At 45.0% G+C, this 16,393-nt stretch carries 15 protein-coding genes; 6 read left to right on the top strand and 9 right to left on the bottom strand.

The genetic code is table 11. The features are described 5' to 3' along the window. Both AAC852_RS06035 and AAC852_RS06040 read left to right on the top strand, forming a co-directional pair. A partial coding sequence (locus AAC852_RS06035) for a condensation domain-containing protein (protein ID WP_340620253.1) occupies positions 1 to 466 on the top strand: 466 nt, incomplete at its 5' end. Next, a complete protein-coding gene (locus AAC852_RS06040; protein ID WP_340620254.1) occupies positions 348 to 6,137 on the top strand; it encodes an amino acid adenylation domain-containing protein in 5,790 nt (1,929 codons plus the stop codon). The genes AAC852_RS06035 and AAC852_RS06040, both read left to right, overlap by 119 nt. A gap of 242 nt (positions 6,138 to 6,379) precedes the next feature. Here AAC852_RS06040 and AAC852_RS06045 read toward each other — a convergent pair whose 3' ends face one another. From AAC852_RS06045 to AAC852_RS06080, 8 genes are all read right to left on the bottom strand, one after another. Beyond that, positions 6,380 to 6,592, bottom strand: a complete 213-nt coding sequence (locus AAC852_RS06045) for a hypothetical protein (protein WP_340620255.1) — start codon at positions 6,590 to 6,592, stop codon at positions 6,380 to 6,382. Then, a complete protein-coding gene (locus AAC852_RS06050) occupies positions 6,589 to 6,855 on the bottom strand; it encodes a hypothetical protein (RefSeq protein ID WP_340620256.1) in 267 nt (88 codons plus the stop codon). Before AAC852_RS06050 ends, AAC852_RS06045 begins: the two co-directional genes overlap by 4 nt. Further along, a complete protein-coding gene (locus tag AAC852_RS06055) occupies positions 6,846 to 7,496 on the bottom strand; it encodes a phytoene desaturase family protein (RefSeq protein WP_340620257.1) in 651 nt (216 codons plus the stop codon). Before AAC852_RS06055 ends, AAC852_RS06050 begins: the two co-directional genes overlap by 10 nt. Further along, positions 7,420 to 7,620 (bottom strand): cyclase family protein, encoded by a 201-nt coding sequence (locus AAC852_RS06060; RefSeq protein ID WP_340620385.1) that lies wholly within the window; start codon positions 7,618 to 7,620, stop codon positions 7,420 to 7,422. Before AAC852_RS06060 ends, AAC852_RS06055 begins: the two co-directional genes overlap by 77 nt. A gap of 57 nt (positions 7,621 to 7,677) precedes the next feature. Then, entirely contained in the window at positions 7,678 to 7,863 is a 186-nt protein-coding gene (locus AAC852_RS06065) for a hypothetical protein (RefSeq protein ID WP_340620258.1), read from the bottom strand. 119 nt (positions 7,864 to 7,982) lie between these two features. Further along, a complete protein-coding gene (locus AAC852_RS06070; protein WP_340620259.1) occupies positions 7,983 to 8,531 on the bottom strand; it encodes a flavin reductase family protein in 549 nt (182 codons plus the stop codon). A 14-nt stretch (positions 8,532 to 8,545) separates the two neighbouring features. Then, positions 8,546 to 9,826: a styrene monooxygenase/indole monooxygenase family protein gene (locus tag AAC852_RS06075; protein WP_340620260.1), complete on the bottom strand. Its 1,281-nt coding sequence runs from the start codon at positions 9,824 to 9,826 to the stop codon at positions 8,546 to 8,548. A 56-nt stretch (positions 9,827 to 9,882) separates the two neighbouring features. After that, a complete protein-coding gene (locus AAC852_RS06080) occupies positions 9,883 to 10,671 on the bottom strand; it encodes an SDR family oxidoreductase (protein WP_340620261.1) in 789 nt (262 codons plus the stop codon). A gap of 613 nt (positions 10,672 to 11,284) precedes the next feature. On the opposite strand from AAC852_RS06080, the gene AAC852_RS06085 reads away from it, so the two are divergent. From AAC852_RS06085 to AAC852_RS06100, 4 genes are all read left to right on the top strand, one after another. After that, a complete protein-coding gene (locus tag AAC852_RS06085) occupies positions 11,285 to 12,622 on the top strand; it encodes a cytochrome ubiquinol oxidase subunit I (protein WP_340620262.1) in 1,338 nt (445 codons plus the stop codon). Further along, positions 12,612 to 13,619, top strand: a complete 1,008-nt coding sequence (cydB, locus tag AAC852_RS06090; RefSeq protein ID WP_340620263.1) for a cytochrome d ubiquinol oxidase subunit II — start codon at positions 12,612 to 12,614, stop codon at positions 13,617 to 13,619. Before AAC852_RS06085 ends, cydB begins: the two co-directional genes overlap by 11 nt. Further along, a complete protein-coding gene (locus AAC852_RS06095; protein ID WP_340620264.1) occupies positions 13,600 to 13,758 on the top strand; it encodes a DUF2474 domain-containing protein in 159 nt (52 codons plus the stop codon). The genes cydB and AAC852_RS06095 overlap by 20 nt, the downstream gene beginning before the upstream one ends. A 329-nt stretch (positions 13,759 to 14,087) precedes the next feature. After that, a complete protein-coding gene (locus tag AAC852_RS06100; RefSeq protein ID WP_340620265.1) occupies positions 14,088 to 15,065 on the top strand; it encodes a hypothetical protein in 978 nt (325 codons plus the stop codon). A 187-nt stretch (positions 15,066 to 15,252) separates the two neighbouring features. On the opposite strand, the gene phoH is transcribed toward AAC852_RS06100, so the two are convergent. Then, positions 15,253 to 16,056: a phosphate starvation-inducible protein PhoH gene (gene phoH, locus AAC852_RS06105; protein ID WP_340620266.1), complete on the bottom strand. Its 804-nt coding sequence runs from the start codon at positions 16,054 to 16,056 to the stop codon at positions 15,253 to 15,255. Positions 16,057 to 16,393: the final 337 nt, after the last annotated feature.

Below are 16,393 nucleotides of genomic sequence, written 5' to 3' on the forward strand. Positions count from 1 at the left end.
GATTGCGCAGACCCATCAGCAGGTTGCCGAAGCCAAAGCCCATCAGGATATGCCGTTTGAACAGCTCCTTGATGCCCTGAATATTGAACGTGATACCGCCCGCCACCCGATTTTTCAGATCATGTTTAGTTTGCAGGGTTCCGGAGAAAATTCGTCAGACAGCCGCCTGCCATTCAGGCCGGTAACACTGGACGATTCTCTGTACAGCCCCGCCAAGTTTGATCTGAGCCTGTTTATGTCCGACGGGCAAACCAGCATTACCGCTTACCTGAACTATGCAGTCAGCCTGTTTGATGAGGCTACCATCGTCAGGCTGACAGAGAGCTATCAACGGGTGCTGGAAGCCTTTGTGGCAGACCAGAAACAACCGCTGTCCGCGCTCGATATCCTGTCTGCACCTGCTGCATACCTGGAACCAGACCGATGCGCCTTACCCGCGGGACAAAACCCTGCAACAACTGCTTGAAGCTCAGGTGGAAAAAACACCGGATAACGTGGCACTGGTGTTTGAAGGGGAAACACTGACTTACCGTCAGCTTAACGAACGGGTAAATCAGCTCGCTTATGTGATCCGCGAACGCTATCAGCAACAGAATCATGAAACGATACAGGCTGACACACCGATAGCCCTGTATCTGGATCGCAGCCCGGAAATGGTGATCGCTATTCTGGCAGTGCTGAAAGCCGGGGGAGCTTATGTCCCGATTTCCCCCGCTTATCCCGCTGAACGAGTTCAGTTTATTCTGACTGACATAAAAACGCCCTGTGTACTGACGCAACAGCAGCATCTGGCTACATTGGCAGAATACAGCCAAACACTCACGAAACAACCTATACTCATCGCGGCGGATGACCGGACAATCACCGCAGGCCAGCCTGTGGAAAATCCGGTGCGGATAAACCAGCCAACCGATTTGGCCTATATTATTTATACGTCAGGCACCACGGGTCAGCCCAAAGGGGTGATGATTGAGCACAAAAGTGTGGCGCATATGGTGGCAGCACAGGCCGAAATCTTTGATGCGGCAAAGAGAACAAAAGTCTTAATGTTTGCCGCTTATGTATTTGATGGTTCTGTTTTCGAATTATTCCCTGGCTTATTTAATGGCCTGACCATTTACCTTTGCAGCGAAACAGAACGTCATGCTCCTGCAATTGCCAGGCTCATTCAACGGGAAGGTATTGAGATTGCCGCCTTACCCCCGGCCATTTTGAAATTGTTAATCGGCACGGCGTTACCCTCCCTGCAATTATTGGTTACAGCGGGAGAGTCCCCCTCCCTGGATTGTCTGGCATATTTCAGCCAATACGGCAGCGTACTGAATGCTTACGGTCCGACAGAAGTTACCGTCGGGGCAACCGGGCATGTGTATCAACCTGGGGACACTGCCACCAATATCGGCAAAGCGAATAATAACGTCCGCCTTTACGTTCTTGATAGTTATGGCAATCTGTCTCCCGTCGGCGCACCGGGAGAACTGTATATCGGCGGTGCCGGACTGGCGCGGGGGTATTTAAACCGGCCTGAACTGACCGCCGGGCGGTTTGTGACAAATCCGTTTGCTACGGACGAAGACAAGGCACGGGGTTATACCCGGCTGTATAAAACCGGCGATTTGGTGCGCTGGCGGCCGGATGGCAATCTGGATTATCTGGGCCGCAATGATTTTCAGGTCAAAATCCGGGGCTACCGCATTGAATTAGGGGAAATTGAAAGTGCACTGGCGACCCATCCACAGGTGAAACAGGCGGTGGTGATCGATCGGGAACACGAAGGGGATAAAGTGCTGGTGGCCTATCTGGTGACGGAGGAGGGGGTATCGGATGACAGCCTGATCGGGCATCTGTCAGCCCGTCTGCCGGAATATATGGTGCCGGCCAGTTTTACCCGTCTTGAGTCTGTGCCACTGACGCTGAACGGCAAACTGGACCGCCGGGCTTTACCAGAGCCTGTCTGGGTAAATAGAGACAGTTATGTGGCGCCCCGCAATGCACTGGAAACCCAACTCTGTGCCATTTGGCAAGAGGTATTGGGGCTGGAACGGGTTGGCATAGAAGATAACTTCTTCCGTATCGGCGGTAACTCCCTGACAGCGGTTAAGCTGACCGCGGCCATTCGCCGGGTTTTGGCAACCGAGGTCTCGCTGGCACAATTGTTTGAGCTGAAAACCATCGCTGGCCTGACAACCCGGATGGAACAACAGACCTATACGGTTATCCCCCGCCTGCAACGGGAGCGCTACCCGTTATCGTTTGCCCAGGAGCGGATGCTGTTTATCGAACAGTTTGAACAAGGCTCTGATGTCTATCATATTCCTTACCTGGTTCAACTGGATAATGATGCCTGTCTGCCATTATTAGAAACCGCCATTAACCGGCTGGCTGAACGCCATTCAGTGATGAAAATGGTGTACCACAATGATGATACCGGCCAGATTTATCAGCAAATCTTGCATGAAAATCTGGTTATCAGATCCCAGCCCTGTGAAGATTTTAATGCGCTTCTGCACACCGTTCGCGCTGAGATTGCCACGCCATTTGATTTAACCACGGAACCCAGTCTGCGCCTGTGTCACTATCCGGTTTCTGACAGCCACTATTTATTACTGCTATGGCACCATATTGCCATTGATGGCTGGTCAATGGATATCTTTCTGCATGAACTGGCGGAAATTTACCACTCCTTGCGGGAAAAACGGGACAGCCAGCTTCCTGGGCTGGATATCACCTATGGAGATTATGCCGCATGGCAACGCGACTATTTACAGGGTGACATACGTGAACGCCAGCTAGCTTACTGGCGGCAGGCTTTAGCCAACTATGAAGCACTGGCCTTGCCAACTGATTACCCCAGACCGGCTCAGGTGAATTATCAGGGACGGGATTTCACTTTTGCGCTGGACCCCCGGCTTTCTGACCGGTTAAGAAGTCTGGCCAAAATGCAGGAAACAACCCTGTATACCGTGCTGCTCAGTGCCTTTTATGTCACGCTGGCAAAATTAACCGGGCAAAATGATATTGTACTGGGGACCCCCACCGATAACCGTCATCATGCCCAGACTCAGCCCCTGATTGGCATGTTCGTTAATTCACTGGTCTTAAGGGCACAACTGCAACACACTGTCAGCGTGGCAGCCCTGATTGCGCAGACCCATCAGCAGGTTGCCGAAGCCAAAGCCCATCAGGATATGCCGTTTGAACAGCTCCTTGATGCCCTGAATATTGAACGTGATACCGCCCGCCACCCGATTTTTCAGATCATGTTTAGTTTGCAGGGTTCCGGAGAAAATTCGTCAGACAGCCGCCTGCCATTCAGGCCGGTAACACTGGACGATTCTCTGTACAGCCCCGCCAAGTTTGATCTGAGCCTGTTTATGTCCGACGGGCAAACCAGCATTACCGCTTACCTGAACTATGCAGTCAGCCTGTTTGATGAGGCTACCATCGTCAGGCTGACAGAGAGCTATCAACGGGTGCTGGAAGCCTTTGTGGCAGACCAGAAACAACCGCTGTCCGCGCTCGATATCCTGTCTGCACAAGAACGCCATACCCTGCTGCATACCTGGAACCAGACCGATGCGCCTTACCCGCAGGACAAAACCCTGCAACAACTGCTTGAAGCTCAGGTGGAAAAAACACCGGATAACGTGGCACTGGTGTTTGAAGGGGAAACACTGACTTACCGTCAGCTTAACGAACGGGTAAATCAGCTCGCTTATGTGATCCGCGAACGCTATCAGCAACAGAATCATGAAACGATACAGGCTGACACACCGATAGCCCTGTATCTGGATCGCAGCCCGGAAATGGTGATCGCTATTCTGGCAGTGCTGAAAGCCGGGGGAGCTTATGTCCCGATTTCCCCCGCTTATCCCGCTGAACGAGTTCAGTTTATTCTGACTGACATAAAAACGCCCTGTGTACTGACGCAACAGCAGCATCTGGCTACATTGGCAGAATACAGCCAAACACTCACGGAACAACCTATACTCATCGCGGCGGATGACCGGACAATCACCGCAGGCCAGCCTGTGGAAAATCCGGTGCGGATAAACCAGCCAACCGATTTGGCCTATATTATTTATACGTCAGGCACCACGGGTCAGCCCAAAGGGGTGATGATTGAGCACAAAAGTGTGGCACATATGGTGGCAGCACAGGCCGAAATCTTTGATGCGGCAAAGAGAACAAAAGCCTTAATGTTTGCCGCTTATGTATTTGATAGTTCTGTTTCCGAATTATTACCTGGCTTATTTAATGGCCTGACCATTTACCTTTGCAGCGAAACAGAACGTCATGCTCCTGCAATTGCCAGGCTCATTCAACGGGAAGGTATTGAGATTGCCACCTTACCCCCGGCCATTTTGAAATTGTTAATCGGCACGGCGTTACCTTCCCTGCAATTATTGGTTACAGCGGGAGAGTCCCCCTCCCTGGATTGTCTGGCATATTTCAGCCAATACGGCAGCGTACTGAATGCTTACGGTCCGACAGAAGTTACCGTCGGGGCAACCGGGCATGTGTATCAACCTGGGGACACTGCCACCAATATCGGCAAAGCGAATAATAACGTCCGCCTTTACGTTCTTGATAGTTATGGCAATCTGTCTCCCATCGGTGCACCGGGAGAACTGTATATCGGCGGTGCCGGACTGGCGCGGGGGTATTTAAACCGGCCTGAACTGACCGCCGGGCGGTTTGTGGCAAATCCATTTGCTACCCCTGAAGACAAGGCTAAAGGTTACACCCGGCTGTATAAAACCGGCGATTTGGTGCGCTGGCGGCCGGATGGCAATCTGGATTATCTGGGCCGCAATGATTTTCAGGTCAAAATCCGGGGCTACCGCATAGAACTGGGGGAGATCGAAAGTGCGCTTGCGACCCATCCACAAGTGAAACAGGCGGTGGTGATTGACCGTGAGCATAACAATCATAAAGTACTGGCCGCGTATCTGGTCACGGAGGGGGCACTGTCCGATGACAGCCTGATGAGCTACCTCTCCTCCCGCTTGCCGGAATATATGGTGCCGGCCAGTTTTACCCGTCTTGAGTCTGTGCCACTGACGCTGAACGGCAAACTGGACCGCCGGGCTTTACCAGAGCCTGTCTGGGTAAATAGAGACAGTTATGTGGCGCCCCGCAATGCACTGGAAACCCGACTCTGTGCCATTTGGCAAGAGGTATTGGGGCTGGATCAGGTTGGTATCGACGATAATTTCTTCCGCATCGGTGGTAATTCCTTGATGGCAATTAAGCTGACCACAGCGATACGCCATGGAATAGGCGTTGATATTCCTTTAAATATTTTATTTAACTGCAAATGCATTTCTTTATTATCTCAATGGCTAAAAACAGATAATACAAAACTCAGCTTACTTAATTCATTAACACCAAAATCAATTGCAAGCAATAAATTGTTTATGATTCATCCTGCTAATGCCGGTAGTGAAGTCTATGAATCTCTGGCAAATAGCTTATCTGATGTGTATAAATGCATAGGCATCGATAACTATAATCTTTGCACAGATAATCAAATAGATTCACTACACCAAATAGCTCAAATCTATATGGAGTTGATTCTGACAGAAACTTCTATTGATCAACCTATCCATATCTTAGGATGGTCATTAGGTGGACAATTAGCGATGGAAATTGCATTTAAATTGGAACAGCTTGGAGCAAAAAAAATTCAGCTATTCTTATTAGATACTATCATTAATAACGAAGCGCTAGAAGAGCTTAGAAATAAATTAGATATTTCAAAGAAATACAAGGAGATGACTGAGAAATTGCAGGAAATGGGGGCAAACGACACTTATATCAATAAGGTATTGAAAGCCGCGCCATTTGAGTTTAGCATCGCTAACTGCAATTTAAGTGGAAAACTCTCTCACACTAATATTACGTTATTTAAAGCGGGTCAAATGAGTCCATTTAACAAAGAAGGAATTGGATTCACGATGAATCAATTGATAATAGAAACCCCAGATAATAATATTTCCCAATGGACAGTCAATCCATTAAACATTAAAGTGATTAATAATCGTTATCACGAAAGTATTATCGAAGCAGTTTCCATTATCAGTACAGAAATAATCAACACATTCGAAATTAAGGATAATGTCACGATAAATTAACTTAATTATTATTAACGAGGCTGGCACTGCTGGCCTCGTCAGTCAGAATACGATTATTTTATCTTCCAATTTAATCCGGTAAAAATAATCCCGAATTAAAACGGAACCACAACTTTTAAGAAAACCTGTGAACCGGCTGAATGTTAGCGTCATTGATTTTATTGCCATGTATTCTTTCCTCATAGCGTTTTTCTCTCTGTAAAAGATGAATAGATAACGAGTGAAATAATGAATTCATTTGATTAGCGCCGCGCAAGCTGACGGGCAACAAGGTAGCCAGAAGTCCCGGCTAACCCAGGACCAGGATGTGTTGAAGCCCCAATATGAAATACATTACTGACAAAAGTTTGATGTGCTTGCGTACCTTGCGAAGAGGCAAAAGGACGCAGCCAGAAAAATTGATCCGGTGAACAAATTCCTGAATAGGGATCTCCCCCAACCAAATTGCAATTCAATGCCTGTAAATCTGCCGGAGAATACGCCTTACGGCCAACAATCGAAGATGAAAAACGGGGATGACAGTTTCCAAACGAGACTGTACGCGATCTGCAACCGCTTCACGGACAGTTTCATTCCATTTGCCATCAGCAGGAATAGAAATTTCGCCCAAAGCATCTCCTTTCAAATAACCGGGTAATTCCTGCATCTGAACCCATAGGATCCATCCCCCTTCAGGCGCTCTGGAAGCATCAAGTACGGTTGGTTGTCCTATAGCCAATGTCGGATGACTCGGCAAATAACCGTTATTAGCCTGTGTGACAGACAAACCTGTTCCATACTCTCCGTTAAATGAATAAGCGGTACATGACGTAACTCCGGGTCACACCATGATGGAGAAGTATTCAGGGCAAAGTGAATCTGCATCCCACCACGTCCGTAACGATAGCTCTGTGCACGTTGCCGGACTGTATCAGGAATATCATTCAATAAATGACCATAAAGCTGTTGAGGAGTGACATTGCAAACTACGGCATCGCAGGCGTGATAAACCTTTCCTGCGGCTATGACACCAAAAGCACGGCGTTTTTTTCCATGCCCTTGCGTAATGATACGGTCAACCTGGGTATGAGTAAGAAGCTGACCACCATGTTGTTCGATGATCGCCTGTAATGCTTCAACGATGCGACTACCACCGCCTTTAACCACTGGCATTCCTCCGGCTATAACAGCAGCAAAGGTCAATTTACCAATCAGGGCAGAGCCAGCATCATCCGGCCCCAGTCCGGTATGTAGTGCCCACGGTGCAATGAGCGCACGACTGAATTCAGACTGCAATTCACGTTCAGACCAGCGCCAACAGTAACCATGTCTGGGCAGGAATACGCCCGTATTGTTCTTCCCATGCCTGTAAAAACTCAACCGTCAGCAACCAATCTGAATATCGCGCCACCTGTTGACTGGCATCCACCACCACCGCGGGCGCGATAAAATTATGCAGGGGGATAGTATCAACTGTATTATCTGCATGATCTTTACCGCTTATCCAATGTACCGGAGCATCAAAATGGGTTCCCGTATGCTCACCGCAACTGAAATTATTCTAATACCAGGCCGGGCCATTCTCGTCATAATGAGAAATACGTTCCATTTTGAATGACCAGACTTGTCCAAACTGTTCCGGTAACTGCAAGGCCGGAAAACCAGAGGACAATGTCTGCGTGAGATCGATAATCCTCACACTTCCCTGACTCAGCGCAGTAACAAACGCATTTAGTGGGCTTTTCATTCATCTTCTCCCAACATCTGAGTAAAACGACAGAATGATCGATCCTGACTCTGCGGATCTCAGAATGCAGCGTAATCAGCGAAACTGTTATTTGAAAAACGACGGATGACAGCGGACTGTCATATTTCCCGAATATCATGTAACGCAGTAAACATGCCGGCATGAAAAACCAATGGCTTTCCTTCAATACTGGCAATACGCTTTACCTGCCCAATCATCAACATATGATCGCCAAGATGGGTTTGCTGACGATTGGCACAAACCAGTGTCGCTATTGCACCATCAATTGACGGCATCCCTTCTGGTGTTTCCTGCACGGGAATACCCTGAAACTTATTTTCAACTCTCGGATTGGCAAAACGCAGAGCCAGCTCCTGATGGTCACAGCCAAGAATACTGATGGTGAAATATTCACAGTTACGGAATACAGACAGATTGGGAGAGTGATTAATCAGACTCCAGAGTATCAAAGGCGGTTCCAGTGAAAGTGAAGCAAATGAGTTGATGGTCAACCCAACATTCCTTCCATCAGTAGTACGTGTTGCAACAATAGCCACCCCGGTTGGATAACATCCTAAGAGTGTGCGCAGCGTTCGTGTTTCAAATTCTGCTATCCCCCACTCAACATCAGGCAACGGTATTTGAATGTTCTGAATATTCATTGTCATATCGGATACTCCGTTCAGAGCCCACTCTTCTCGACAACTTGCGAATGAGCGGCCTGCGCATTATTAGCAACCAGCACATCATGGACATATGCTTCACAGGCATCGCTATCCCGCCACCACGGAAACAATACAGGAGGATGATTAAAAGCGTTGGCAATCGTACTGGCGAGAGCAGGTAATCGCTGAGCCGCGCCCAACAAATTCAGAATATGGGGTTTTGGCGGGATAAGCAGGCTGTTTGTCCATTCCACAACGTACTGACTATATTTCCAGGACTGTTCGAATGTGTCATTCATCCATTCTGCCGTAAAAGGTTTGTCACCACGGGTAAGAATAGCTTCGTAATAAACTTTGCAGGCTTTAGTTGCATTATTGGAACCCTGCCCGGTCAGTGGATCATTTGTGACTACCGCATCCCCCAATCCAAAGACCTGACGACCAGAAGGCAATGTCAATATTGGTTTGCGTACTACTGGCGCAAAACAGCCAGCCAGAATACCATTTTCATCGGTAAGTTCTATCTGTTCACAACGTGCCGCTTCCCACGGCAAGAAAGTTTTGAGGATATGCTTACTATAGGCCAGATGTTCCTGCGCTGTTCTGACCTCTCGCCAGCCGTCCATCGCTCCTCCTGGGATCCCTTCAAAAACCATAATGTCACAAGGGCCACTCAGGGTCAGGGCAGGAAAAACGAAATATTCCCCCACTCCTGGGATCAAGTTAAAAGAAACACGGGAATATTCGGGGACTGGCAACATACCATGCACATAAGTCAAGGCTAATGCGCGCAGGGGTTTATCATAAGGAGAGCGGGAAGCGTCACGCTCCAATAATTTCACGATGTTCCCCTTTCCCCCGGCCAAAATAACCAACTCATGACTGGCTGTTAGTTGTTCCAACTCAGTCATCCCCACATCACGAATTTCCAGATTACCACCGCGAGAAGCAAACTGTTCCAGCCAAAATGGCATCTTGATACGCTGATCAACAGCCTGTGCGTAGTTATTGAGTCGTGCACTCCAGTCAATCACCTTTTCATGCGGAATTTCAGGATGAGGAACAGTAAAACCGATACCTTCAACGGGTGGACATTGTGTTTCCCACCGGTCCAAAGCTAAATCACGTTCAAATTGTAAAGAGAAATCGAACATGCACTGACTCGACATCACCCGGCCAGTTCGGACCTCATCAGGCGTGCGATTGGTAACAACAGTTACCTGATAGCCTTTATCAAGCAGACCAAGTGCCAAAGGCAGTCCAGCTTGACCGCCTCCGACAATAGCTATACGACGCATAGTATTTACTCCTTCGGATTGTGTTAGATCTGGAATCGCTGCTATTCCTATTTCTCCTATTCCGCCAAACGAGAAATAGCAGGTTTGGCTTGCTCAGGCCCCATTGCTGAATAGCCGCCATCAACAGCGTAATCAGCACCGGTCACAAAACTCGCTAAATCAGAAAGAAGAAATGCAACTACCTGAGCGATCTCTTCAGGATCTCCAACACGGCCAAGCAAGTGATAATCTGCGGCAACTTCATCCGTTTTCTGGCGATTGCCCTGAGTCAATTCATCCATGACCCGTGACCAAGTCCAACCCGGCGAAACAGAGTTCACACGAATGTGATCAGCGGCATAGTCCATTGCCATGCTGCGGGTGACTTGCAATAAGGTGGCTTTTGAAGCGGGATATAACCAACGGCCTGTCTGAGCAATAGAAGATGAAATACTGGTGAAATTGACAATCGCTCCACCTCCGGCAACCATAAAATAAGGGTGTACAAGCTGAGCGGCCCTGACGGCACTGACCACATTAATATTTAGTGCTGTCAGCCACGTTTCGCGACCAGAGGCTAGACCATCATCCAGATAAGTTGCAGCGAGATTAACGAGGCAGTTAAGACGACCATAATAAGCTGCAACCTCATGCACTCCCTGAACAAGTTGTTTATCATCGGTAACATCGACATGCCAGAAACGAATGGAATCCGGTCGGAAATGACAGGCTTTCTTTCCCCCTTCCCGGTCAATATCGAAAATCGCAACCTTAACACCATATTCACTCAATACGCTGGCAACAGTTGCACCAATTTTAGTGGCACCACCAGTGACAATAGCGACTTTATTATTTAAGCCTTTCATGAGTGATCCCCTTATATCATATATACCCAATCCATTACTATTCAGTGTATTAATCAGTAACTAATGAGTCATGAGGGATATCATTACGTGAAATAGAGAAAGTCAAATAGCCTATATATGCAGAAAAGATCCATTTAGTGCAGATATGTATAAATCCAATATATAAACTCAACTAATTCTCATATTACAACCATTAGAATGTGATTGCTGTTCAAAGGACAGTTTATATTATTTCAACTCATTGTTTTCTCTTTTATTATTAGATGATTTGATAAAATTGCCGTTCTATATTCACCATCATTAATATCAATAGTTATTTACTCGGTGATTATACAAACCACTGGCTATATTATACGTTGTAACCTTAATCATATTTTTTTATTAACCAACTCACTTTTATTATAGATATATTATATTTTTTCATGATATTAGCTCAGTTAAATTTAATGTTTCTTCATTGTTTAACTTATGTTGTATATTTGATCTCAATTAAACTGTTATAGCAAATAAATAAAAAATTGTTACTGTTATATCCAAAATCCGTGTGCTCTACTTGTCCTCACTCTTTCACTTCTTTTACCCAATAGGGTTCAGTCAAAAATAAGAGGTCACTATGTTCGGGTTAAGTGCCCTTGAACTCGCAAGGATACAATTCGCGTTTACAGTGTCTTTTCACATTATCTTTCCTGCCATTACGATAGGCTTAGCCAGTTTTCTTGCTCTGTTGGAAGGTTTATGGCTGAAAACGCGCAATCCAGACTATAAAACGTTATACCACTTTTGGATGAAAATTTTTGCAATTAATTTCGGGATGGGAGTAGTTTCTGGTTTAGTCATGGCCTATCAATTTGGTACTAACTGGAGCTTCTACTCTGATTTTGCAGGAACGATCACAGGCCCTTTGCTGGTCTATGAAGTATTGACCGCATTTTTCCTTGAGGCAGGATTTCTTGGTGTTATGCTGTTCGGCTGGCATCGGGTGGGTGAAAAACTTCATTTTTTCGCCACCTGCATGGTCGCTCTCGGAACGATTATCTCTACCTTTTGGATCCTGGCATCCAATAGCTGGATGCAGACGCCACAAGGTTACGAAATTGTTAATAATCAAGTTGTTCCTGTAGATTGGCTGGCAGTAATCTTTAACCCTTCTTTCCCTTATCGCTTGCTGCATATGGGAACCGCAGCTTTTCTTGCCTCAGCATTCTTTATTGCTGCCTCTGCTGCCTGGCATTTGTTGAAAGGCAATCATTCATCAGCCATGCAGAAAATGCTGTCTATGGCGATGTGGCTGATCCTGATTATTGCTCCTTTGCAAGCCATGATTGGTGATTTACATGGCCTGAATACACTGAAACACCAGCCTGCCAAAATTGCTGCGATGGAAGGTCATTGGGAAAATCATCCTGGTGAGGCGACGCCACTCATTTTATTCGGTATTCCTGATCAAACAGCAGAAGAGACACGTTATGCGGTCAAAATTCCCTATCTTGCCAGTCTGATCCTGACACACAGTATTGATAAACAAGTTCCGGCATTAAAAGAATTCGCACCAGAAGATCGCCCCAATGCTTTCATGGTGTTTTGGTCATTTCGGATCATGGTTGGGTTAGGGCTATTAATGATTATGGCTGGCGTTTGGGGACTGTGGTTACGTTATAAAAAACGCTTGTACCAGAGCCGGGCTTTCCTCCGTTTTATGCTCTTGATGGCACCTTCTGGCCTGATTGCCATCTTGGCCGGATGGTTCACCACTGAAATTGGCCGCCAGCCGTGGGTTGTCTATGGTTTGATGCGCACAAAAGATGCTGTTTCGGCCCACGGTGAGATCCATATGAGTATCAGTTTGCTGATTTTCTTTGTTGTCTACAGCACCGTATTCGGTGTCGGTTATGCCTATATGATGAAACTTATCCGCAAAGGTCCCAATAAGGAGTTAACAAATGGGCATTGATCTTCCTCTGCTTTGGTTCCTGATTATTATCTTCAGCACGATGATGTATATCGTGATGGATGGCTTTGATCTTGGTATCGGTATTTTGTATCCCATGATTAAGCAACAATCAGACCGTGATTTGATGATGAATTCAGTAGCACCTGTCTGGGATGGTAACGAAACCTGGTTGGTGCTCGGTGGTGCCGGGTTATTTGGCGCTTTTCCTCTGGCATATGCTGTTATTTTGGATGCGTTGGCGATCCCATTGACGATTATGTTATTGGGGCTGATATTCCGTGGTGTGGCTTTCGAATTCCGTTTCAAGGCAACGCCAGCGCATCAACCCATTTGGGATAAAGCGTTTATTGCTGGTTCAATTATGGCTGCTTTTACACAAGGCATTATTGTCGGCGCAGTTATTGACGGTTTCCCAATCGAAAATCGTACCTATACTGGCGGTGCTTTCGATTGGCTCTCACCATTTCCGCTATTTTGTGGTTTTGGTTTGCTTATTGCGTACGGACTGCTGGGATGTGGCTGGTTGGTGATGAAAACCGAAGGACATTTGCAACAACAAATGTATGCTCTTCTACGCCCATTAACCTTATTGATGCTGACGGCCATCATTATCACCAGCTTTTGGACGCCGGCTTCTCAACCCGCTATTGCCGAGCGATGGTTCAGTTTTCCTAACCTGCTATTCTTTATGCCTGTACCATTACTGGTCTTGTTTTCAGGCTGGAAACTGCTGACTGCCAGTCAGAATAGCAGCCATTACACACCATTTTTGGCGGCACTGTTATTAGTCTTTATGGGCTTCAGCGGATTGGGGATCAGCATCTGGCCAAATATCATCCCTCCGTTTATCAGTTATGAAGAAGCCGCCTCTCCTTCTCAATCATTAGGTTTTATGCTCGTTGGCGCGCTATTTATTATCCCGATAATCTTGGTTTACACCTGTTGGAGTTATTATGTCTTCCGAGGAAAAATTACCCATGAACAAGGCTACCACTAAAACAGAGCACACCCATTTTCCATTATGGAAAAGATTGGGCTGGATGGTAATAATTTGGCTTTGTAGTGTATTAGCACTTTATACTATTTCCACTTTATTTCGTTTTTTAATGACAGCAGCGGGTATGAAAATTAAGTAATTATTAGATTTCCCACCTGTTCAATATTGGCATATTTATTTCTTCGTTATATCCATTCTTTTAATTTTTATCATATGTACTCATTTTCCCCGGTCACAATGGATTCTGTGTCTGGGGATTTATTAAAACTCTCTTCCAGAAAAATAATTTACCCACAAACTTAAAGACAAATTTAGAAAACAATCAGTAGCAACATATCTATTTTAGATATTCATTCGGATTATTTTAATATTAACAAGTATATATTTATACACTATAAATATATTCTCAAGCATATTGTGCTTTTTGGGAAAATAATATTTATACTAAGTTTATAGACGGAGTTTGATATGATCAAAATAACATTACTTACATTTTCAGGACGGGAAAATTATCAATGGTTTTTTGACGGAAATGATATCAAACCGTTATTAGATTTCATGCGAGATAAGAAAAAGGGAATAAACTTTGGCATAAGTGAAAGAAAGCTCGGATTTTCTGGTTTTTTTGTCGAAATTGAAGATTCTGCACAAGGGTCAGCACTTCAATATGGCCTTATTAATTCATTTCATGTCTGTGATGGTATGGCGGAAAATCTACAAGACAGTAAAGAGCTTGGCTTAGTTTTACTTGAGAAATTTACTCAAGATGATCCACTCAAAAAACATGTAAAACAGGAAATACAAGATCTCCAGCCAGATAACTTTGATACTTCCCTAAACGCTGAACAACAAGATGAAGAGCAAGATGAACAGGAATACAAAGAGACTGAATTTAATCAAATACACGAACCAAGTTGGCATATGTCAGTAAAATTTACCAACCCATTAACTGGACGAGTTTATGATGTAGACGCGGCCAGGTATAACCAAAGTTTCTGGAATGATCCCACGCGCATTGCTCTGAATAATTGTTATGCTTACGCATGTAATTATGCAAGTAACGATTATCCTCAACCCGGCAGTTACGGTGGTAAACCAATCATATTTCCTTATACAAAACGTTATCTTCAAGCTGTTATAGATGGGGCTATAGCTGATGGGTTAGTTAAACTTGATGAGTTTACAGATGCACAATATCATCCCAATTATGTTATTGCTCTCTATACTATGCCAGATAATTCATACAATTGGGATTACCATTGGTATCGGTTGGTTTTCGATCAGTACCGAACTCAGATGTGGGCACATAAACTTGGTAAAGAAAGGGTGAGAAAAACAGATAATCAGAGAAAAATTATAAGAGATCCTAACAAAGCTGACCGAGGAAAATATACGGTATTCGGAGGATACTTTATCGTAAATAACCGGGTGAAAATAAAAGCTTAAAATAATATATAGCAACAGAACTGGGGCGATCATTTATAATATAATTATTAACGGCTTCACTCTTGAACAGAATATATTACAACAAGTATCAATAACGAATGAAGCCGCTTTGCTCTTTGAAATTGCCCTACTTAAAAACTCTCTTCTGAGTAATTTTTGTTTCAATACTAAACCGCAATACTAAACCTCAGTACTCAACCTCAGTGTTATAAGCCAACAACGCTTTTTGGCATAATCTGGAGCGTACACAGTCTGCCTGAGAAAAATGAATTACACTGATCGCTTCATCATCGGAGAACCTTTCTAATGCATCCAACAATCCTGATGTGATATTGTCTGGTAAATCACACTGACTAATATCACCATTAACAATTACGGTAATATTTTCCCCTAAGCGGGTTAAAAACATTTTCATTTGATTGATAGTTACATTTTGTGCTTCATCAAGGATCACAAACGCATTCTCAAATGTCCTGCCTCGCATATAAGCAAAAGGCACTATTTCGACCTTTCCTATTTCAGGACGCAGACAATACTGTAAAAACGATGTTCCCATACGTTTTAATAAAACCTCATAAACCGGACGGAAATAAGGTGCAAACTTTTCTGCCATATCACCCGGCAGATAACCCAAATCTTCTTCTGCCTGCAATACCGGACGTGTCACAATGATTTTATCAACCTCTTTATTGATAAGTGCATCAGCCGCCATCACCGTACTGATAAAAGTTTTACCGCAACCTGCTTCACCATTAGCAATAATCAATTGCTTATTATTGATAGCTCGTATATAGCGATATTGCACTTCATTGCGTGGACGAATTTCAGAGATATCCCTGTTTTCGCGCGCCATCCCAATGGCTTCAACACCGCCAATTTGGACTAATGAGGTAACATTATTATCGTTGTGATAACGAGATTGACGCATATCCTTTTTTAACATTCTCCTGACTTCACGACGAGATTTCATCACTGCTTTCTGTCTACTCATAGTCACACACCTTATCATTGGCTTCACACTTGTAGTGTTCTATCACCGATGGCTCTATCACTGATAGAATAACTGCGTTATATAGAATAGATGGGAGCTCCCTTTTCAGCTCATTAAGGCCCATAAAAAAAACCGGTGCTAAAACGACCACCTTTTTATTGGTAGTTCGGTCTCAATCACCGGTTCACTTTCTAACTGAATTGTCATTGTTTCAGTGTCTGTCATCAGCATTCCTCGCATTGCCCGCTCTTTTGTAACAACCAGAGCAAATCTAGCGGACTATGATGTCAGTATAATGACAATTTTTTATTCATGACAAGGTAGCAATTTAAATTTT

It is taken from the genome of Xenorhabdus siamensis, from assembly GCF_037996745.1.
Taxonomy (GTDB): Bacteria; Pseudomonadota; Gammaproteobacteria; order Enterobacterales; family Enterobacteriaceae; genus Xenorhabdus; species Xenorhabdus indica.

Bases quoted from the DNA above. Each gene is read 5' to 3' on its own strand.
- AAC852_RS06065 (WP_340620258.1), bottom strand. From the start codon at position 7,863: ATGAAAAGCCCACTAAATGCGTTTGTTACTGCGCTGAGTCAGGGAAGT.
- AAC852_RS06070 (WP_340620259.1), bottom strand. From the start codon at position 8,531: ATGACAATGAATATTCAGAACATTCAAATACCGTTGCCTGATGTTGAG.
- AAC852_RS06075 (WP_340620260.1), bottom strand. From the start codon at position 9,826: ATGCGTCGTATAGCTATTGTCGGAGGCGGTCAAGCTGGACTGCCTTTG.
- AAC852_RS06080 (WP_340620261.1), bottom strand. From the start codon at position 10,671: ATGAAAGGCTTAAATAATAAAGTCGCTATTGTCACTGGTGGTGCCACT.
- AAC852_RS06085 (WP_340620262.1), top strand. From the start codon at position 11,285: ATGTTCGGGTTAAGTGCCCTTGAACTCGCAAGGATACAATTCGCGTTT.
- cydB (WP_340620263.1), top strand. From the start codon at position 12,612: ATGGGCATTGATCTTCCTCTGCTTTGGTTCCTGATTATTATCTTCAGC.
- AAC852_RS06095 (WP_340620264.1), top strand. From the start codon at position 13,600: ATGAACAAGGCTACCACTAAAACAGAGCACACCCATTTTCCATTATGG.
- AAC852_RS06100 (WP_340620265.1), top strand. From the start codon at position 14,088: ATGATCAAAATAACATTACTTACATTTTCAGGACGGGAAAATTATCAA.
- phoH (WP_340620266.1), bottom strand. From the start codon at position 16,056: ATGAGTAGACAGAAAGCAGTGATGAAATCTCGTCGTGAAGTCAGGAGA.